Raw genomic sequence first — 19,124 nt, forward strand, 5'->3', positions numbered from 1 at the left:
TTACCCCAACCGCCACGTCTTGCGCAAGGCGCCGCCCGGCGCTTTTTTGTTATGCCGGCGGCGCAGGCTGCCGATCACCGCGAACACCGCCGCTCCGCCGACCACGACGGTCAGGAACAGCACGAACAGGCTGCCCGTCTCCCGTTCGATTTCGACGTAGCGGACCAATCCTTCGCCCGGTTCGGCCAAAACGGCGAACCGGGCCAGCATGAGGTACGCCAGATGAAAGCCGATGCTTCCCCCGAGACCGCCCAGCGCGAAGCGGGCGAACTGCAGCGCCACGGCAAAAAAGAACAGCAGTACGACGTAATCGACGGTGACCGCCTGCGTCTCCATGCCGGTCGCCGCCTGCAGGGCGCGCGTCGCGAGCGGCGCCAGCACGAACAGCGCCGGAGCGAGCATAAACGCGGCGGCTCTGCGCATCCGGCGGCCCAGCGCGTCGGGAATGACGCCGCGGAACACGAGTTCTTCCGGCAGCGCTTCGTACAGCAGCGCGACGCCGAGATTGAACGCCATCGCGCCCAGCAGCGGCGCCGTGAACCGAATCTCTTCCACGACGATCCAGCCGAGGCCGTGGGCGATCCCGAACCCGAGCGCCGCAAGCGCAAGCGCGATGCCGGCCGCGGCCAGACCGGCGCCGATTTCCCGCTTCCAGGCGCCGCCGCCAAGGCGCAGCGGGAAGTCGCCCGCCCGCCGGCGGTACATCCACAGCACGGCCGCCGCGACGATCAAGGCGACGATCAGCGCCTGCACCAAGCGCTGGACCGGCAGGGCGACGCCTGCGCCCTCCATCGCGTGATACGCCGCGGCCGCCGCATACAAAGCCAGCACGAAGCTTCCCCAGCCGGCGGCGATCGGCGCGAGCGTTCGCGGCTTTTTTTTCCGTACCGATCTTAGGCCCGTTCTTTTACCCGATTCCGTCTCCGATTTCTTGCGCGATTTCATGTCCGTTCTCCTCCTTCGGCGCGAAACGGGTGTTCCGCTTCGTCTGAGGCTAGCCTAAACCCTCAGGTAAACCCGAGAGTCAAGCGCAAGTCTGCGAGAAGCGGGTAATGGAACGTATGAACTCCCAAACCGAAAGCGAGGAAAATCACTTGTCGCACACTCCGAATGTTCCGTCCAAACCGTTGACGATCGTGATTGGCGCCGGCCTGGCCGGCTTGACCTGCGGATTCGAACTGGCCGAAAAAGGCAAATCCGTGCTCGTGCTGGAAGCCGCCCCGTACGTGGGAGGACGCACGGCCAACTGGAACGAACACGGCATGGAGGTCGAATCCGGCTTCCACAAATTTATCGGCTATTACACGCTGCTGCCCGAGCTGCTCGAACGCGCCGGCATCGAACTGAACGACATGCTCTTTTGGGAAAAAACGATGGAAGCCCGGCACCCGGAAGCCAAAGAATCCGGCGAATTCGGGCTCGACGTGATCCGGGCTCCGCTCAAAACGGTACTCGGCGCGCTCGACAACAACAGCTATCTCACGCCGGCCGACAAAGCGTCGCTGATTTCGTTTTTCGCAGCCGGGTTCAAAGATTATTTGGCCAATCCCGAAGACCTTGACGAGATTTCGCTCAAAGACTACGCCGAACGCCATCACGTGACGCAGCAGGCGCTGGACCGCATCTTGCAGCCGCTGTCGTCGGGCATCTTCTTCCTGCCGCCCGAGCAGTATTCGTCCTACGCTTTCTTCGGCCTGTTCGCCCCGGGCATTCCGCGCCTGCACAAAATGCGGATCGGCGCGTTCAGCGGCGGCATGACCGACGTCATGTGCCGGCCGCTGGCGGATGCGATCGAGCGGCTCGGCGGAACGGTGCGCACGTCGGCGCCGGTCAAGAGCCTGATCGTGGAAAAGGAGACCGTGATCGGCGTCGAACTCGAAAACGGGGAACGGCTGCTGTCGGCGAACGTCGTCGTGGCCGCCAATATCCGCCGCTCGCAGAAGCTGCTGGCCGAACATTTCTCGGCCGTGTCGGCGTTCCAGCCGTTCTTCGAACTGGACGCCATGCCGCACGTGACGGCGCAGTTCGAACTGCAGCAGCCGCTGCTGGCGCAGGACCGGACGACGTTCGGACCCGGCACGCAGCTCGGCTCGTTCGGCGAGCAGTCCCGCACGACGTTCCGCGGCAAGGACGGGCGGACGTCGATCATTCTCGTCGATCCCGACTCGCTGGTCGACCTGCCGGAAGAAGAAGTGTGGCAGCGCACCGTCGAGAGCCTCAAAGCAATCGGGCTGAACGGCGTCGACAGCGCGATGGACTACCGCATTATCCGCGGCGACGAGAACTTCTACCGCCTGTCGCCCGGCAGCGAGAAAAAGCGGCCCAAGCAGGTCACCCCGATCCCGGGCTTGTTCCTCGCCGGCGATTATACGAAGCAGCCGTTTCTGGCGACGATGGAAGGCGCGGTCATCTCCGGCCAGCGCGCGGCGAGAGGCATTTTGAAAGCATAAACCGGCCCGGCCCGAAATTTTTGACGGCAAAACGAAACCGCATTCCGCACGCCGCGTATAGTTGGCATCAATCAAACGGAGGGTGAACATTCATGTCTTTTTTCAAAAAAATGCTGGCCAGCGTCGGAATCGGTAATGCCAAGGTGGATACGGTGCTCGACACGGCGCAGGTGCCGGTCGGCGGCGACATCTCGGGTATCGTGCATATCGAAGGCGGTCAGGTCGAGCAGCAGGTCGACCGTATCTATCTGTTCATCAAGTCGGAATATATCCGCGAGCGCGACGACCGCAAGCACAGCGAGACGGTCACGATTACCAAGTTCCTGCTGACCGACCGGTTCACGCTGCGCGCCGGCGAACGCAAGCAGATTCCGTTCCGCTTCACGCTGCCGGAATACGTGCCGATCACGCTGCGCAGCTCCGGCGTATGGGTCGAGACCGGCCTCGATATTCCGAGCGCCGCCGACGCCACCGACCGCGACGCGCTGAACGTAACGCCGAGCGACGAGATCCAGATCGCGCTGGACGCGGTCGAACTGCTGGGCTTCCGCCTGCGCGAAGTGACGAACGATTACGCGCCGCGCCTCGGCGCCCCGCTGCCGTTCGTGCAGGAGTTCGAATACGTGCCGACGACCAAATTCCGCGGCCAGCTCGACGAACTCGAAGTGCTGTTCCGCCAAAATAACGGCGAACTCGAACTGATGCTCGAAATCGACCGCCGCGCCCGCGGCCTCGGCGGATTTTTCTCCGAAGCGATGGGCACGGACGAGAGCCTCGTTCGCCTGCACCTGTCCCGCAGCGACCTGAGCCGCGGCCCGCACGCCGTCGCGGACCTGCTGGAAAACACGATTGCGCGGTACGCGCGTTAAGCTGCGCGGACAAGCGCGCCGGACGGATTCCGTTTCCGTCCGGACGGCAAAGGACCGCCCCTATTGGGGGCGGTCCTTTTTGCGATGCGCGCCTTTTTGCGATGCGCGCCTTTTTGCGATGCGCGCCTTTTGGCGGCATACACTTTTAGCGGCGTGCGCCTTGTATCGGATACGGAATTTGCGGCCCGAGCGGCGCCGGACGCGATCGGACGCAATCGGACGCGAAGTTGCAGCCGGCACGCAGGCTCAACCCCGGCGCTCCAGCCGGAACGCGTCCGCGAGCAGCTCGTACATGCGCAGCTTCGCTTCGAAGTCGGGCGAGACCGTCGCCAGCATCACTTCGTCCGCTTCGTACAGATCCGCGAGCGCGATCAGCTGGCGCCGCACGCCGGCCGGATCGCCGACGACCATGCGCACGCGTCCGGCCGCGATCTTGGCCTGCTGCTCCGGCGTATAGACGCGCGAAGCGATCTCCGCGAGCGAAGGCACGCGGTCCAGCCGGCCGCCTTCGCCGATATCGAGCAGGTAATCGTCGAACGCGGCGGCGAGCCGCTGCGCTTCCGCTTCGTCGCGGCCGCACACGGCAAACAGCGACACCAGCACCCGCGGGCGTTCGCTGCCCGTAGCAGGCACGAAGCGTTCGCGGTACGCTCGCACCGCTTCGCGGCCGGCGCGGCCGCGAACGAAATGGCCGAACGCCAGGCCCATGCCGTTCGCCGCGGCGATCTGCGCGCCGCCTTCGCTGGAGCCGAGCAGCCACAGCTCCGGCGGCGTCTGCGGGCGCGGCTTGACCGCGGCGCCGGCGGTGCCGCGAATATGGGCCGCCAGCCGCGCCACCTGTTCCGGATACTGCCGGAACGAGCCGCTGCGGCCGTCCAGCAGGGCGGCGGACGTCTCGGCCCGCCCTCCCGTCGAGCGCCCGACGCCGAGATCGATACGGCCCGGGTAGAGCGAAGACAAGACGGAGAAATTTTCCGCCACTTTGAACGGACTGTGCATCGGCAGCATCACGCCGCCCGAGCCGACCCGCATCCGCCCCTGAAGCGAGGCGGCCGCGGCCGTGACGAGAATTTCGGGCGCGCTGCCCGCGAGCACCCGGTTGCCGTGATGCTCCGATACCCAATAACGGTGATAGCCCCAACGCTCCGCGCTGCGGGCCAGTTCCAACGATTCGCCGAAAGCCTGCTCCGAAGAAGAACCTTCGCGAATTTCCGAATAATCCAGAATCGACAGCTTCATCCCTGCTCCTCCTTCCGCCGTTCGGTTGACCGATCCGCGTCTTCTTCATTATAAGGCATAAGCGGAAGCGAAGCCCAAGACGGACATGGCAAAAAAGCCGGAGCTTCGTACCCCAGCCTGATTCGATAGGCAGCCCCATGCAGAGCGCGCCGAACATTCGTCCGCCGGACCGCTTGCGCCGCCGAAACGGACAGCCACACAAGCCGGGGTCAAATGATATTGTTGAAATCTTTCGCGCGCGCGTCCAACTGCTCCGAAGCGGCGGAAATGTCTTCGAACTCTTCCATCGCGGTACGGATCTGCGACTGGCTCTGGACGATATTGTCCTGCGCCAGGTTCGTGCCTTCGGTAATGTTCGACACTTCCTTCGTGATGCCTTCGATGTTGCGGCGCACTTCGACGATCGACTCGCTGACACGGCCGGCCAGCTTGCGCACTTCTTTGGCCACGATATCGAAGCCTTTGCCATGCTCGCCGGCATGCGCCGCTTCGATCGCCGCGTTCAGCGCCAGCAGGCTCGTCTGGGACGCGATTTCCTGAATCGTCTGGACGATGCCGCGAATCGATTCCGCCTGGCCCTGCAAGCTGGCGAGCGTCGAGATATTTTTCTCCGAGACGTCCGAGATCCGCTCGATGCTCTTGAGCAGTTCGTGGCTGCGCACGATGCCCGATTCCGCCCGCAGATTCAATCCTTCGGACATCTGCTGCAGTTCGGTCACGACTTCCTCGATGCTGTTCTGCCGGCGCGTAATGTCGGTCGCCACCTTGAACACGGCCTGCACTTTGCCGCTGCTGTCGATGACCGGCATGTACGTGGCTTCCAGCCAGAGCCGCTTGCCGTGGGCGTCCATCCGTTCGACCTTGTCCTGAAAACTCCGTCCGGACATCAGGTCGCGCCAAAATTTTTCGTACTCCGAGCTGTTCAAAAATTCCGGGAAACAGAACTGCCGGTGTTCCATTCCCAACATCTGCTCTTCCGTGTACCCCATCGCCTGGGCAAAATTGGAATTGACGTACACGACGCGGCGCTTCATATCGAAGCGGATCAAGGCCAAATTTTTCTCCAAGGCACTGATGACCAACTGATCCATTGCTTCTTCTCTCATTACACGAATACGATCCATAGACGATTCACCCTTTTCCGTAAATTCATTTCTAGGCTGCGGCACCAAAATTAAAAGCCCGTCAATCCAATTTTGCCCAATACTAAAGCGTTACTCTTTATATCGTCCATTGGCGACTAAATATTATATTATTCGACATTTTCCAGAGAATTATTTTGAAATTTATTCCATATGGAGGGTCTTTTTTCTAATCAACCCCATCTAATCGTTTCGATTTCGGGCTGCTTTTTAAGTATGTCGAATTTTGTATAATCAAAAAGACCGAATCCTCGATTCGGTCTTGGCTAAGTTTATTCTTTTTCAGGTCAGATCAGTTTGGAAAACTCTTTCGCCTGCGCATCCAGCTCGCCGGAAGCGGCCGAAATATCCGCGAATTCGTCGATAGCCAGCCGAATCCCTTTTTGGCTTTTGGACACGGTGGACTGCGCCCGGCTCGTGCCTTTCGTAATGTTATTCACTTCGCGCGTGATGCCTTCGATATTTTGCCGCACTTCGACGATCGATTCTCCGACCCGTTCGGACAGCTTCCGCACTTCCTTGGCCACGACGTCGAAGCCTTTGCCATGCTCGCCGGCCCGCGCCGCTTCGATCGCCGCATTCAGCGCCAGCAGCCCCGTTTGCGAAGCGATCTGCTGAATGGTCTTCACGATGCCGCGAATCGATTCCGCCTGCTCCTGCAAACTTTCGAGCGTCGTCATGTTCTGGCTCGACACTTCGGCGATCTCCTCGATACTGCCGAGCAGTTCGTGGCTGCGCTGGATGCCGGCTTCCGCCCGAATGTTCAGGCCGTCCGACATCTGCTGCAGCTCGCCCATGACGGTCGAAATGGTCACGATGCGATCGGTGATGTCCGACGCGACCTTGCACACGCCGAGCACCTGGCGATTGCTGCCGAAGACCGGCATGTACGTGGCTTGCAGCCACAGCCTTTTGCCGGCCGAAGTGATTCGCTCGACCTTGTCTTCGTACGTACGCCCGTTGAGCAGGTCGCGCCAGAAACGGTCGTAGTCCGAACTGTTGGCGAATTCGGGCAGGCAGAAGCGCCGATGGTCCATGCCGAGCATCTCTTCCCTGGAATAGCCCAGTACCGCGGCAAAATTCTCGTTTACGTACACGACCCGGCGGCTCACGTCAAAACGGATGATAGCCAAATTGTCTTCCAGCGCCCTGACGACGAAACTGTCGCTTACTTGTTCTTCATTTGGTCCGTTCATGAGTCCCCTGGTCCTCCCGTCCAATATTCCAAAGTATATTTTCCATAGGCGGCACAAGGCGGCAAAAAAGCGTCTGCGGCATGGAAAATTGTTCGAGTATGGAAGTATTCGGCGAGAGCCCGTCTCATTCCTGCCCATTTTCTGGACAAAATTTGAAAAGGAATCCAGATTTTACTCGGCGCGCTGTTACCCTTCGCGGCGCAGCAGCGAATCGTCCGCCAGCGTCACCCGATTTTTGCCGGCCGCTTTCGATGCGTACAGCGCGGCATCCGCCAGCTGGTACAGTTCTTCGAAAGTGCCGCGATTGTGCTGCGCCCAGACCATGCCGATGCTCGACGTCACGCCGATCGAACCGTGACGCGGCAGCTCGAAGCGCGCCGATCCGATCGCCTGCCGCAGACGCTCGGCGCCGTCCAGCGCTTCGGACTCGGACACGCCGGTCAGGAAGACGGCGAATTCTTCGCCGCCGAACCGGCCCGCTACCGCCTGCCCTCCGAACGCTTCGCGCAGCACGCCGGCAAAGCCTTCGAGAATGACGTCGCCCGCCGCATGCCCGTACGTGTCGTTGATTCGCTTGAAATCGTCGATATCGAGCAGCACAAGCGTCAGCCCCGGCTCTTCGAGCCGCCCGGCGAGCAGCTCCAGAAAATGCCGCCGGTTGAACAGCCCCGTCAGGCCGTCGATCGTCGCGTGCAGCGTCAGCACTCTTTTTTGCGCTTCCAATTCTTCGTTCTTCTCGCGCAGCTGTCCCATATACATCTTCGTGTTGTCGATAATCCGGCCCGCTTCGACGGCGATCTCCTCGATCTCCGAATACGAGCGGTCCATACGGACGCCGTTCTCGAACAGCTCGTCCACGTCTCCGTCCGCCAGGCGGCGAAACACGTTGCGCAGCTGCCCCAGCGAACGCTGCATCGGACCGATCAGCAGTTTGCCGAGCAAATAGTTGACGTAGAAGCACAGCAGCCCGAGCAGCAGCATCAGAACGGCCGTGACACCTACGATCTCTACCAGCAGCGGCGGATAGATCCGGGACGTAATCAGCCCGATCTCCTGTCCTTCGTCGTTCACGATCGGCGCCAGATACGGTTTGTTGAAATATTCGTACAGCCAATTGCGCTCGTGGATCGCTTCTTCGGCCGTGCCGGAAGGCGACAGATAGGCGCTGCGATACAGCTCCCTGCCGTCCAGCTCGACGATCAGGTCGACCGTATGCAGCGCGCGCGGCATCTCGCGCCCTTCGTCGTAGACGAGCGGCTCGTCGCCGTCGATCAGCGGAATCCGGTAATTGACGACCTCCTGCCGCTCGACCGTCTCCCACCAGCGCTGAAAGCCGGAAGCGTCGGGCGACAGATCTTCGAGGCGTTCGACACCGTGGTTGCCCGGGAACGCCGGCGACGTCATCTCCCGCATCGTCGAATGCGCCACGAGCTGCGCGCCGAGCTGGGCCAGCGGACGAATAACGATGGAGAGCAAGATGGTGACGATGACCGCAAAAACGAGAATCGTGAACAGCGTGGACGAATTCATGGAGCGGCGGATCAGCCGGCTCAAACTGCGGCTGCCGGTAGGGTTGGTCACAGGGAAGTCCTCCCGTTCTTGGACTGAGTATGGGTTTTGCGTTTCTCAATTGTATCGGCGCATTCGGTCGTGCGCAATCCGTTTTATGCCGGTGTCGGGACCGCCGTTCGCAAAATTTTCGGTAAATCGGCGAAAGGGCGCAACAATCGGACAAAATCGGATGAAAAAAAGGCGGCGCTGTGCTACAATACTGAAATTGCAAACATTGCAATCGGCCATCAACCTAGGGAGGTTTATCGATCGCCATGCTTATTATTGGTATCGCCGGCGGCACCGGTTCCGGTAAAACAACGGTAGCACGCTCCGTCATCGACCGCCTCGGCGCGGGCAAAGTCACGTTCATATCACAGGACAACTATTATAAAGATCATCCGGAGCTAAGCTTCGAGGAGCGCGGAGCGATCAATTACGACCACCCCTTCGCGTTCGACAACGATCTGATGGTTCAGCACCTGAACGACCTCAAGGCAGGCCGGGCGGCTTACGCTCCGGTATACGACTTCACCGTGCACGCGCGTTCCGCGGACAAGACGGTGGAGCTCAAGCCGAACAACATCGTCATCATCGAAGGGCTGCACGTCCTGTCGGACGAACATCTGCGCGCCCTGCTCGACATCAAGGTCTTCGTCGACACGGATCCGGACGTGCGCATCCTGCGCCGCGTGCTGCGCGACATCGAAGACCGCGGCCGCAATATCCGTTCGGTGCACGACCAATATTTGACGACGGTCAAGCCGATGCACGAAGCGTTCATCGAACCGTCGAAGAAATACGCCGACCTGATCATTCCCGAGGGCGGACACAACGAAGTCGGTATCCAGCTGCTGTCGATCCTGACGGAGAAATACCTGTCGGGCGACCACAAGTGGAACCATTCTTCCTGACCGCATGTTCGTGAACCGCAGCACCCGCAAAGCCCAAGCAAAAAAGCTTATCCTTCGGAGGATAAGCTTTTTTTGGCATCAAACGGGTCCGGACGCCGCGCAATACCCGGATCGATAGGGCTCTTGAGCGCCTAGCGGCGGCTCGGCGCGGCGCGTAGCGGCCTTATTTGTAAAAGACTTTGTCCACGTTGTATTTCGCGCGGCCGTTGTTGATCAGGTACGTCTCGTAAATTTCGCGCTCCGTCGGATCGGCGACGACGCACACTTCGATGCGGCGCACTTCTTCCCGGTGAGCCTTCATCGGAGAGACGTTGTCTTCAAAATGCTTCTTGATGCGCGGTCTGATCTTGCGGGCTTTGCCGACGAACAACAGCTCGTCGTTCTCGCCGTAAAACATGAAGATGCCGCCTTCTTCCCGCGTAATCAGGTGGAAATCGGTAAAGCCGTAAATATGGCTGAGCTGCGGATCCGTCTGCTTCTCGATCACGACGTCCGGCTTCGGTACGGTAATTTGAATCATGCTTGTCACGTCCTCTTATTCGAATGATGCGGTGGCCCGCCGGCTGCGCGAAGCGCGTCCGGCGCTGCTCATCCTATCATACATTTCCCCGGCGCGCCACGAAAATAAACGGGAAGCGCAACTTCGGACGTCGCGGCTGCGTATGCTTTTCCATGCAGAAGCAGATCGTCCGCCAGCCCGGCGGCCGCCTTCCGGGCGGATCGGCCGGGATTCCATTTCAGAGGAGTGAAGTTCATGTCCACGGTTAACGCAAGCATCACCGAAGGCGTGCTGCGCACGCGCAAAAAACTGCGCCAGGATACGCTGATTTCGATATTCGAGGAATTCGACGGGGAACGGATGAGTCTGGATGACGACAAACGGGCCGAGAAATATCGCAAAATGGCGCTGAGCCCGTTTTCTTTTTATCGCGGTAGCGCTTACCTGTTCTATTTTGACGTAACGCGCCAATATTTCCCGTATCACACGCCCAAAGAGCGCCCCACATGGGTGCAGGGCGATCTGCATTTCGAAAACTTCGGCGCTTTCCAGAGCGAGACGGGGCGCATCGTCTACGACGTGAACGATTTCGACGAAGGATACGTGGGCTCCTACCTCTACGACGTCGTGCGGATGGCCGTAAGCATCGTGCTCGTCGGGCGCCAGCTCGGCTATACGCCGACCGAACAGGTCGAAGCCGCGGCGCATTATATCCGTTCGTATTATAAGCAAATCGACAAGTTCGCCTGCGGCAAAGACGATCCGGCCGACTTCGTCGTCGATTCCGACTGCGCCAAAGGCCCGGTTCGCAAGCTGCTGCGCAAACTGGAGAAACGGCAGCAGGGTCATTTTCTGGAAAAAGTAACAGCCCGGATGCAGAGCGGCCGCGCGTTCCTCGAAAATGCCGAGTTGGTCGAACCGGCCGAGGCGGAACGCGCGGAGCTGGAGCGGTCCTGGAGCCTGTACATGGACACGCTGCTCTGCCGCCGTCCCGACGCGGAACATTACCGGATCAAGGACGTCGCCGTGAAGCGCGGGTCCGGCACCGCTTCGATCGGCCTATCGCGGTTCTATGTGCTGATCGAAGGCGGCTCGGCCGAAGCGACGGGCGACCGCGATTCTGACGATACGGTGCTCGAAGTCAAGGAAGTTCGCGTACCGGTGCCCGCCTACTTCATGCCGTATTCCGAATCGTTCTGGAACACGTTCTCCCATCAGGGCAAGCGGGTCACCGCGACGCAGCAGGCGATGCACCACGAAGCCGATCCCTACCTCGGTTTCCTGACGATGGACGGCCGCCATTTCTACGCGCGCGAACGTTCGCCGTACAAGAAGCGCCTGAAGCTCGAAGACCTCAAGACGACCGAAGACATGGAGCGCGTCCTGACGCTGATGGGCCGCCTGACGGCCAAGATGCACGCCCGCGCCGACTTCGACGTCAGCATGGGCCTCCTGCCCTACCACAGCGAAAAAGAAATCGCCAAAGCGATGGGCGACGACTCCGACGCGTTCTCCAAACACATCTCCCAGTTCGCCTACGCTTACTCCGACGTCGTGGAGCGCGATTACGCGCTGTTCACGGAGTGGATCGCGAAGCGCTTCCCGGAGACGCAGGTGGGTGTGGGTACGGCTGGCAGCGGCAGTGAGGCCGGAGGCGAAGGCCAGGCGGATGGCGCGGATGGCGGAAGCAGAGCAGCGAGCGCAGCGAAAGGCGCAGCAGCGGCAGGTGCGGGCGCGGCTGGAAGCGGCGCGGAAGGCGGCAGTGAGGCCGGAGGCGAAGCGGCGAGCGGCAGCGGCGTGACGGCGGCAGCGGAACGGGAGCCGGCCGTGGAAGACGGCGTGACGGTCGAGCCGTCGATGGAAGGCGAGACGAAGACCGCGGCCGGAGCTTGCGAAGAGGACTAAGCGGCGGCTGGCGGCCGGACGTGGCGGAGCGGAAGCCGGGAGCAACTCGGTGGCGGCGGCTTGTAAAACGCCGACCCGGTCCGCTCGAGGCGCAAAGCGCCGCCGAAGACCGCGGATGCGGCCCTGCGCGCGGAGACAGCCGCCGCGGGACTCGTCGCGCAAGTCGAACGATCAAAAAGAACCTTCGTTTCCGCCCGGCGGCGGAAATGAAGGTTCTTTTGTCGATCGCGGATCCGGCGGATCGAACGCGGCGCGGATGGTGCTTGGCCGCATGGTGAAATGGAGCTGTTCCGGCTTTTTTCAGCTGGAATGTTGACTTTTCGGCAGCATTTTAGCTGCAAAAGGGGCCTCTTCGCTCCGAAAGTTGACTTTTTGTGCGCATTTTTCGCTCAATAGAGCCTTTTCGGCGCTGTATGGGCAAAAATGTGTGCATAAAGTCAACATTTTGCCGAATTAGCCGGGTTTTCGATCCAAATGCTGACGAAAAGTCAACATTTGGATCGGACGCCCGGGCGAACCCGCGTCGCACGCCCGCACGCAGCCCAAATCCTACAAGCTGCCGCCGAACGTATCGCCGCCTTCGATCGTGCCGCTCTGGAAGCCTTTGTAGAACCAGCTTTTGCGCTGCTCGGACGTGCCGTGCGTGAAGCTGTCCGGCACGACGTAGCCCCGCGATTGCAGCTGGATGCTGTCGTCGCCCACGGCGCTTGCGGCCGTCAGCGCCTCGTCCAGGTCGCCCTGCTCCAACAGGTTCTGGCCCTGTTCGTAATGCGCCCAGACCCCCGCGTAATAATCCGCCTGAAGCTCCAGCTTGACGGAGTACTTGTTGTACTCCGTTTCGCTCAATTTCCGGCGCAGCTGGTCGACCTTCCCGCTCGTGCCGAGCAGGTTCTGCACGTGGTGACCGACCTCGTGCGCCACGACGTAGGCCATCGCAAAGTCGCCCGGAGCGTTGAACTGCCGATTCAATTCGTCGTAAAAGTCAAGGTCGATATACAGCTTCTCATCGCCCGGACAATAGAACGGCCCGACGGCGGAACTGGCCGTGCCGCAGGCCGACTGCACGCTGTCCGTAAACAGGACGAGCTTCGGATTACGGTAAGTCATCCCGTTTTCGCGGAATACCCGGCTCCACACTTCTTCCGTATCGGCCAGCACGACCGAGACGAAGTCGGCCTGTTCTTCTTCCTCCGCCGTTCCCTGGTAACTTCCCTGCGTCTGGGTCTGCGCCGTGTCCGTCGAAGAGCCGCCTCCGCCGAGCAGGCTGCCCGGATCGCCGCCGAGCAGCATGACGATAATGACAATCACGATTCCGCCGATTCCGAGGCCGCCGCCTACTTTCAATGCGCCGCCTCCGCCGCTTTGTCCGCGCCGGTCTTCCACGTTGCGGCTCGCTTTTCTGCCTTTCCACTGCATCGATGTGCCTCCTTGATCGCGGCGAAGCCCGGGATTGCTGCCCGCCTTCGCCGCCCCGATTGATCCGCCGAACGTGCCGCACGCCGCGTTCCCGCGAGTGAATGCGCCGGCTGCGTTCTCGCTCTCTTCCACACCATTAACCCGCAGCCCGCCAATCAACGCGAATCGCGGCAAAAACCGCGCCAAAAAGCGTCCGGTCCAGGACCGAACGCCGATTTTGCCGCCGGGACGGCCAGAGCGCGCACGTCACGCAACGCCGTCCGCTGCGGCTACTGCCGGTCCAGAGCGTCCAGCCGCTCCAGCACGCGCCGCTTGCGATACAGCATGACGGCCGCTTCGGACACGTCGCCGAGCGTCTGCCGGTTGGCGAACGCGCCGAAAACGATACCCGCGACCGGGACGGCCTGAAGCAGCTTTTTCCAGCCCCAGCTCTCCCGGTAGGTCATCACGACTTCGCGCCAGCCCTGGATTTTGGACATCCCGGTGATGGCGGGCGGCAGTTTGCCGTCTTCGCCGGCTTTGAGATTCAGTTCTTCCAGCACGGCCTGCTTGCCGACGATGTCGGAGGAAGCGAACTGCAGCACTTTGATCGCGAAGACGCGCTCGGCTTTCTCGTTGGCGTCGTAGCCGTAGCAGAGGCCGATCTCCTGAATGACTTTGAGCGACAGGCCCAGCACCGCGGGAATGTCCGCCGCGAGCGTGAATACTCCGCCAAGCCCCGTAGTCGCGCCCTGCGCCGTAGCGAGATTGCGGCTCTCCGCGCTCAATCGGGACGAAGCTTCGTCCATCAGGGAGAGCGGGTAGGGACCGGCTTCCGGCTGCTGCCTTTTGCGTGCCAGATTCTCCAGCATGCCCGTCACGCGCCGCCGCGCGATCAGGTATTTGCCGCCGTTCTGGACGTAGTTGCCCATCTCGTCGAGCAGGCTGCCGATCTTGCGGTGGATAAACTTGGGCGTGACTTTGTCGAGCAGCTTGAACGGAATCTGGGTGATGCGGTCCCAGATCGGCAGTTTGCGCTGGCTCTTCATCCATTTCTCCACCTCCGCCAATGCGGCGCGAAGTTGTTCGGCGCTGTCGGGCACGGCCGGTTGCGCGGCTTCGCGCCCGGCTGCGGCTTCTTCCGCGTTCTCCGGACGGATCTCGTCGGGTTCGTTCGTCATGCGTGTTCCTCCCTGGTCTCGGATGTGTATCTTCTAGACTACCCTTTATACGCGATCCAGAAAAGAAAGATGCGAAAAAAAAGACGCGTCGACGGGGCGGCGGAGCGCAGAGTGTACGCAGGGCCGGCCGTAGGTCCGCAGAGGAACGCGTGGGAACGGCGAACCCGGTCCGCCGGGCCGAGCTGCGGGCGGGTAGGCGGACGGCCGAGGGCCGCTGCTGCCGCGCCGCTCAATCCGCGGCCGGCACCACCTGCCGCGCGCGGGCATCCCAGCGCGGCGAAGCTTCGCCGGCGAGGCGCAGCCCGCCGGCCCAGGCGGGAGAGACCGGCCGAGGCGCGGCCGTCTCTCCCGCAAGGATGCGCCGTCCGAGTTCCGACGGCGCGAAGGTCCGGTTCCCGAATTCCGGCTCGAAGAAGCCGTATTTCGGGAACGCTCCCGATCCGCCGGCGACGAGCAGCGGATCAGGGCCGGCGGTCATCCGCTCCAGATGCCGCCAGAATTCCAGGTCGCCCAGGCCGAGGGCGACCAGCCGGTCCGCCGAGCGCTTGAACAGCTCGGCGGGCGAAGAGGCGCCGGCGGCCGCTTCTTCGAGCGCGGTCCGCTCGATGACGCCGAGGCCGTCCGCGGTCGACGGCAGCCGCGACAGATGCGCCTCGAACGCGGCGCGCGCGAACGGCAGCGCCGCGGTGTCCGATTCGAGGAAGCGGACATGGTCTTCGGGATTCGGCGAGCTGTAGGCCGCCCACAGCCGCTCCGCGAGCGCGTACTGCTCGGGCCCGACCGGCTGCCACGTGCCGGACAGCGTCTTGAGCTGGTCGGCACGGAGCTGGCCGAGGCCGTGAAAAATCTCGATGCCCGGGAAGGCGCCGACGCAGAGCAGGCTGATGCGCGCGCTGCCGGTTTGCATGCGTCCGATCCGGTTCAGCAGCAGCGCCAGCATCGTCTGGTCGAACAGGTCGTGCTCGAACCACAGCACGACTTCTTCGTACTGCTGCAATTCCCGCAGTTTGCGTTCCTGCTCCGCGCAGCCGCCGAGCAGCGTCTGCCGGGGAATGCCCAGCTCCCGCTCCAGATGTTCCGCCCGCGCGTAACGCGCCGACGCTTGTTCCATATCGGGAAAGACCGGTCCGAACGGGTACAGTTCCCGCCAGACGAGCACGTCCCCTTCGATGCCCGCTTCGCGTATCCGCTCGGCGGCATGGTCTCCGTTTACAAGGTGCAGCATGCTTGTTCCTCCTTCGTACAGATCGTGGAACGCGGCGGAGAAGTCCGAGACGTGCAGCGCCGACCGGAGCCGGGCGCGGGCGTCGAACAGCCTTTTTTTGAGTGCCGATTCCGATACGCCCAAAAAAGCCGAAATGTCCCGAATCCGGTAGCCTTCGAAATAAAACAGGCGTACCGCGAGCCGCTGGCTGCCCGGCAGTTGTTCCACCGAATCGTACAGCGCCCGCCGCTGCTCTCTGCGCTGCGCGATCTGTTCCGTATTCGCCGCTTCGTCGGCGAACGCCGTCGTCTCTTCGATCGGCAGCGTCGGTACCGCTTTGCGCCGGATCATCCGGAAAGCGCGGCGCCTGACGATCGTGCGCAGCCAGCCGGGGAACGCTTCCGGGCGTTCCAGCTCCCGCAGTCCGGCGAACGCTTCCGCGAATGCCTCCTGCACGGCGTCTTCCGCAGCCTGCACGTCGCCCAGTTTTTCGTAGGCGGCGGCATAGGCCATTTTACCGAACTGCCGAAACAGCCGCTCGTACGCTTCGGGCTCTCCCGCCTGTGCTTTTTTCACCCAATCTTCCATCGTCGTTCTCGGCCTCCTCCGTTCGTTCACCCTATTAGTGCCGCTGGGCGCGGTTTTGGTTACTATGGCGCCCTTTATTTCCATGAGGATATTTTTCTAATCTTTCTTTTTTTCGTACCGATGAAGAGAGAGATAGACTATGATAACCATAGAACTAAAGAACTATATAAAAAAGAGGGAACCCTTCATGCGCATTTCCGTCAAACCTGCCGCCGCCCTTTTATTCGTCCTGCTGTTCACGCTCGGGTATTATGCCTGGATCGCGATCTGGACCGACAACGACAACGTCGCGACGTGGGGAGGCAATCTCCTGTCCGTAACCGGAAGCCTTATCGCCGCTTTCTGGCTGGCCGGCGCCGCCCGGCGAACGCTCGGAGAGAAACGAACGTTCTGGACGCTGCTGTCGATCGGCTGCTTCAGCTATTTTATCGCCGAATTGATCTGGCTGTACGAAGAGAAATTTTTGCGAATCGATCCCCCTTCCCCGGGCTGGACCGACTTCTTTTATATTCTTCAGGTCGTCTGCTACCTCGCCGCGTTCATCTATCCGTTCATCCGGCTCAAAAAAAGCTACGGCGCGTTCAAGCTCGTGTTCGACATCCTGATCGTCATGACCGTCGCCGCCACGTTCAGCTGGCATTACCTGATCGGGCCGATTCTGCGCGAAGGCAAGCTGTCGCCGCTGACGATGGTCGTCAACCTGTCTTATCCGATCACCGATCTGGCGCTGCTGTTCGGCGCGATGAGCCTGTATTGGGGCGCGCGCCGTATTTTCCCCGGACGCCTGATCGTGTTTATCTTCGCCGGTCTCGTGACCCAGGCGTTTGTCGATTCGATCTATCTGTACCTGCTGTCCGCCGAATCGTACGATTCCGGCAGCTTCGTCGATCCGTTCTTCATGCTCAGCCTGCTGCTGGTCGGCTGCGCCGGCTATATCCAGCAGCCCGAAACGCAGACCGAATCGGTTCGGGACGTACCGGAAGCGGGCGTCGAACGGCTCGACATCCCGCGGATCGTGCTGCCTTACCTGAACGTGATGATCCTGTTCTTCTTCATGATCTCGGGCTCCGCCGGCATCGATGCCTTCACGATCGGAACGGGCGTGTCGATCCTGCTCGTGATCGTGCGGCAGCTGCTGATCATTCTGGAAAATCACCAACTGCTGCTCAGCGTGTACCGCAAAACGGAACAGCTCGAACTGAGCGAGCAGCGGTACAAATCGATGTTCGAATACCATCCGGACGCCGTCTATTCGCTCGATTCGAACGGCAAGTTCGACAGCGCAAACGCGGCTTCCGCGGATCTGCTGGACTGCGCGCCGGAACAGCTGATCGGCAGGTCCCATACCGAATTCGTGCATGATCCGGTCAGCGGCCTGGACGATTACATGGGCGCCGCCAAGTCCGGGCTGTCCGAACGTTACGAAGGCCAAATCCGCAGTCTCAGCGGCCGGATCAGCATCGTCAGCGTAACGCATATCCCGATTCGCGTGCGCGACCGCGTCGTGGGCATTTTCGGCATCGGCCGCGACATTACGGAGAACAAGCGCAACGAGGAGCAGATTCGTTATCTGGCTTACCACGACGCGCTGACGGGCCTGCCCAACCGCGCGTCGTTCGATGCCGAACTCAAAGGGACGATCGAGGAAGCGCGCACGTCGGGCGAGACGTTCGCCGTCGTGTTCATCGACCTCGACCGCTTCAAAAACGTGAACGACACGCTCGGCCACGACGTAGGCGACCGCCTGCTGATCTCCGTAGCGGAACGGCTGCGGCTCTGCATCGGCGAAGCGGACACGGTCGCGCGCCAGGGCGGCGACGAGTTCACGCTGATTCTGCGCGGCGTCGTCGACCGGGAAGGCGTCCGGGCGGCCGCCCAGCGCATTCTGGAAGCGCTCCGGCCTCCGCACGATCTGGAAGAGCAGGAGATCGTCGCGCTGCCGAGTATCGGCCTGTCGGTGTATCCGATCGACGACGACACCGCGGTCGGCCTGATGAAAAAGGCAGATATCGCGCTGTACCAGGTCAAATACGGCGGCCGCGGCCATCACCGGATGTACTGCGAGACCGATCCGGGCGTGTCGCGCAAGTTCATGTTGGAAAAAGATCTGGGCTTTGCGCTGGATGCCGAGCAGTTCTTCCTGCATTATCAGCCGCAGATCGATTCCGCTTCCGGGCAGTTGAACGGTGTCGAAGCGCTGATCCGCTGGAACCATCCTCAGTTGGGACTTGTCTCGCCGGTCGAATTCATTCCGATCGCGGAAGAGAGCGGGCATATTCTGGCAATCGGCGATTGGGTGCTGAACCAGGCGTGCCGGCAGGCGAAGCAGTGGAGCGACGCCGGCATGCCGATCAAGGTAGGCGTCAACTTGTCGCCCCGGCAGCTGCACCGGCCGGATATCGTCGAACAGATCGAAAGCGTGCTGAGCGCAGTGGGCCTCCGCCCGGAACTGCTCGATCTCGAAATTACCGAATCGGCGGCGCTGGAGAAGCCGGAACTCGTGTTGGCCCGGTTAAAAGCGCTCAAGCAGCTCGGTCTGACGCTGTCGATCGACGACTTCGGCACCGGCTACTCGTCCCTGTCTTATCTGGAGACGTTCCCGATCGACAAACTCAAGATCGCCCGGCAGTTCACGAGCAAGCTGGAGAACCGCCAGGTCAACCGTAAGATCGTCTCGCATATTATCGATCTCGCCCGGACGCTGGACATGAGCGTTATCGCCGAAGGCGTCGAAAGCGAGAACCAGGCCGAGATCCTGCGCACGATCGAATGCGTCGAGATGCAGGGCTTCCTGTTCGGCCGCCCGGTTCCGCCCGAAGACATCTGGGCGATGCTGAACGCCGCGGCGAAGTGACGGGACCCGCTCATAAGCGTGCTTCCGAGCGGGTCGGCCGGCTTCGGCTTTAAGCGCTCGCTGCGTATCGGAACGAACAACCCCCGCCGGGTCCCGGCGGGGGTTGTTCGTGTCTCGCTTTTCTTTTCCCATATCCG

Annotated in this window: 14 protein-coding genes; 5 read left to right on the forward strand and 9 right to left on the reverse strand. The window is 61.5% G+C overall.

Translation table 11 applies throughout. From position 1 onward, the window contains the following. Window positions 1-945: a CPBP family intramembrane glutamic endopeptidase gene (locus FTE24_RS15640; RefSeq protein WP_150234089.1), complete on the reverse strand. Its 945-nt coding sequence runs from the start codon at window positions 943-945 to the stop codon at window positions 1-3. Window positions 946-1,052: 107 nt separating this feature from the next. On the opposite strand from FTE24_RS15640, the gene FTE24_RS15645 reads away from it, so the two are divergent. Together FTE24_RS15645 and FTE24_RS15650 are read left to right on the forward strand one after the other, a co-directional pair. Further along, window positions 1,053-2,450, forward strand: a complete 1,398-nt coding sequence (locus FTE24_RS15645) for a hydroxysqualene dehydroxylase (RefSeq protein ID WP_237401782.1) — start codon at window positions 1,053-1,055, stop codon at window positions 2,448-2,450. A gap of 92 nt (window positions 2,451-2,542) precedes the next feature. Then, the gene (locus FTE24_RS15650) at window positions 2,543-3,319 is read left to right on the forward strand and encodes a sporulation protein (RefSeq protein WP_150234091.1); all 777 of its coding nucleotides are present in this window, start codon (window positions 2,543-2,545) and stop codon (window positions 3,317-3,319) included. A gap of 246 nt (window positions 3,320-3,565) precedes the next feature. Here the strand turns inward: FTE24_RS15650 and FTE24_RS15655 are convergent, their stop codons facing one another. From FTE24_RS15655 to FTE24_RS23580, 4 genes are all read right to left on the reverse strand, one after another. Further along, window positions 3,566-4,558: an LLM class flavin-dependent oxidoreductase gene (locus FTE24_RS15655; protein WP_150234092.1), complete on the reverse strand. Its 993-nt coding sequence runs from the start codon at window positions 4,556-4,558 to the stop codon at window positions 3,566-3,568. Window positions 4,559-4,767: 209 nt separating this feature from the next. Then, window positions 4,768-5,649, reverse strand: a complete 882-nt coding sequence (locus tag FTE24_RS15660; protein WP_237401783.1) for a methyl-accepting chemotaxis protein — start codon at window positions 5,647-5,649, stop codon at window positions 4,768-4,770. Window positions 5,650-5,987: 338 nt separating this feature from the next. Next, complete coding sequence (locus FTE24_RS15665; RefSeq protein ID WP_150234096.1) at window positions 5,988-6,896, reverse strand: methyl-accepting chemotaxis protein; 909 nt, start codon at window positions 6,894-6,896, stop codon at window positions 5,988-5,990. 186 nt (window positions 6,897-7,082) lie between these two features. After that, window positions 7,083-8,477, reverse strand: coding sequence for a diguanylate cyclase (locus FTE24_RS23580; protein ID WP_150234098.1), 1,395 nt, complete (start codon window positions 8,475-8,477; stop codon window positions 7,083-7,085). Window positions 8,478-8,722: 245 nt separating this feature from the next. Here FTE24_RS23580 and udk point away from each other — a divergent pair, with 245 nt between their 5' ends. Then, on the forward strand, window positions 8,723-9,361 hold the full coding sequence (gene udk, locus FTE24_RS15675; RefSeq protein ID WP_150234100.1) for a uridine kinase: 639 nt from the start codon (window positions 8,723-8,725) through the stop codon (window positions 9,359-9,361). A 163-nt stretch (window positions 9,362-9,524) separates the two neighbouring features. Here the strand turns inward: udk and FTE24_RS15680 are convergent, their stop codons facing one another. Further along, window positions 9,525-9,881 carry a nucleotide excision repair endonuclease gene (locus FTE24_RS15680; RefSeq protein WP_141447630.1) on the reverse strand — a complete coding sequence of 119 codons (357 nt, stop codon included), beginning with the start codon at window positions 9,879-9,881 and terminating at the stop codon, window positions 9,525-9,527. Window positions 9,882-10,115: 234 nt separating this feature from the next. On the opposite strand from FTE24_RS15680, the gene FTE24_RS15685 reads away from it, so the two are divergent. Beyond that, window positions 10,116-11,765, forward strand: a complete 1,650-nt coding sequence (locus FTE24_RS15685) for a DUF2252 domain-containing protein (RefSeq protein ID WP_337190061.1) — start codon at window positions 10,116-10,118, stop codon at window positions 11,763-11,765. Between the two features lie 549 nt (window positions 11,766-12,314). On the opposite strand, the gene ypfJ is transcribed toward FTE24_RS15685, so the two are convergent. The 3 genes from ypfJ to FTE24_RS15700 form a co-directional block, all read right to left on the reverse strand. Then, the gene (gene ypfJ, locus FTE24_RS15690) at window positions 12,315-13,181 is read right to left on the reverse strand and encodes a KPN_02809 family neutral zinc metallopeptidase (protein WP_150234102.1); all 867 of its coding nucleotides are present in this window, start codon (window positions 13,179-13,181) and stop codon (window positions 12,315-12,317) included. 269 nt (window positions 13,182-13,450) lie between these two features. Continuing rightward, the gene (locus FTE24_RS15695) at window positions 13,451-14,341 is read right to left on the reverse strand and encodes an EcsC family protein (RefSeq protein ID WP_150234104.1); all 891 of its coding nucleotides are present in this window, start codon (window positions 14,339-14,341) and stop codon (window positions 13,451-13,453) included. A gap of 229 nt (window positions 14,342-14,570) precedes the next feature. After that, window positions 14,571-16,133 (reverse strand): sigma-70 family RNA polymerase sigma factor, encoded by a 1,563-nt coding sequence (locus FTE24_RS15700; protein WP_150234106.1) that lies wholly within the window; start codon window positions 16,131-16,133, stop codon window positions 14,571-14,573. 187 nt (window positions 16,134-16,320) lie between these two features. Here FTE24_RS15700 and FTE24_RS15705 point away from each other — a divergent pair, with 187 nt between their 5' ends. Continuing rightward, complete coding sequence (locus tag FTE24_RS15705) at window positions 16,321-18,987, forward strand: DUF4084 domain-containing protein (protein WP_150234108.1); 2,667 nt, start codon at window positions 16,321-16,323, stop codon at window positions 18,985-18,987. The last annotated feature ends 137 nt before the right edge of the window (window positions 18,988-19,124 follow it).

It is taken from the genome of Saccharibacillus sp. WB 17 (assembly GCF_008634075.2).
GTDB classification, from domain to species: domain Bacteria; phylum Bacillota; class Bacilli; order Paenibacillales; family Paenibacillaceae; genus Saccharibacillus; species Saccharibacillus brassicae.

Coding starts and splice junctions, on each gene's coding strand:
- FTE24_RS15645 (WP_237401782.1), top strand. CDS start 1,053: ATGGAACGTATGAACTCCCAAACCGAAAGCGAGGAAAATCACTTGTCG.
- FTE24_RS15660 (WP_237401783.1), bottom strand. CDS start 5,649: ATGGATCAGTTGGTCATCAGTGCCTTGGAGAAAAATTTGGCCTTGATC.
- FTE24_RS15650 (WP_150234091.1), top strand. CDS start 2,543: ATGTCTTTTTTCAAAAAAATGCTGGCCAGCGTCGGAATCGGTAATGCC.
- FTE24_RS15665 (WP_150234096.1), bottom strand. CDS start 6,896: ATGAACGGACCAAATGAAGAACAAGTAAGCGACAGTTTCGTCGTCAGG.
- FTE24_RS15695 (WP_150234104.1), bottom strand. CDS start 14,341: ATGACGAACGAACCCGACGAGATCCGTCCGGAGAACGCGGAAGAAGCC.
- udk (WP_150234100.1), top strand. CDS start 8,723: ATGCTTATTATTGGTATCGCCGGCGGCACCGGTTCCGGTAAAACAACG.
- FTE24_RS15640 (WP_150234089.1), bottom strand. CDS start 945: ATGAAATCGCGCAAGAAATCGGAGACGGAATCGGGTAAAAGAACGGGC.
- FTE24_RS15655 (WP_150234092.1), bottom strand. CDS start 4,558: ATGAAGCTGTCGATTCTGGATTATTCGGAAATTCGCGAAGGTTCTTCT.
- FTE24_RS15700 (WP_150234106.1), bottom strand. CDS start 16,133: ATGGAAGATTGGGTGAAAAAAGCACAGGCGGGAGAGCCCGAAGCGTAC.
- ypfJ (WP_150234102.1), bottom strand. CDS start 13,181: ATGCAGTGGAAAGGCAGAAAAGCGAGCCGCAACGTGGAAGACCGGCGC.
- FTE24_RS15680 (WP_141447630.1), bottom strand. CDS start 9,881: ATGATTCAAATTACCGTACCGAAGCCGGACGTCGTGATCGAGAAGCAG.
- FTE24_RS15705 (WP_150234108.1), top strand. CDS start 16,321: ATGCGCATTTCCGTCAAACCTGCCGCCGCCCTTTTATTCGTCCTGCTG.
- FTE24_RS15685 (WP_337190061.1), top strand. CDS start 10,116: ATGTCCACGGTTAACGCAAGCATCACCGAAGGCGTGCTGCGCACGCGC.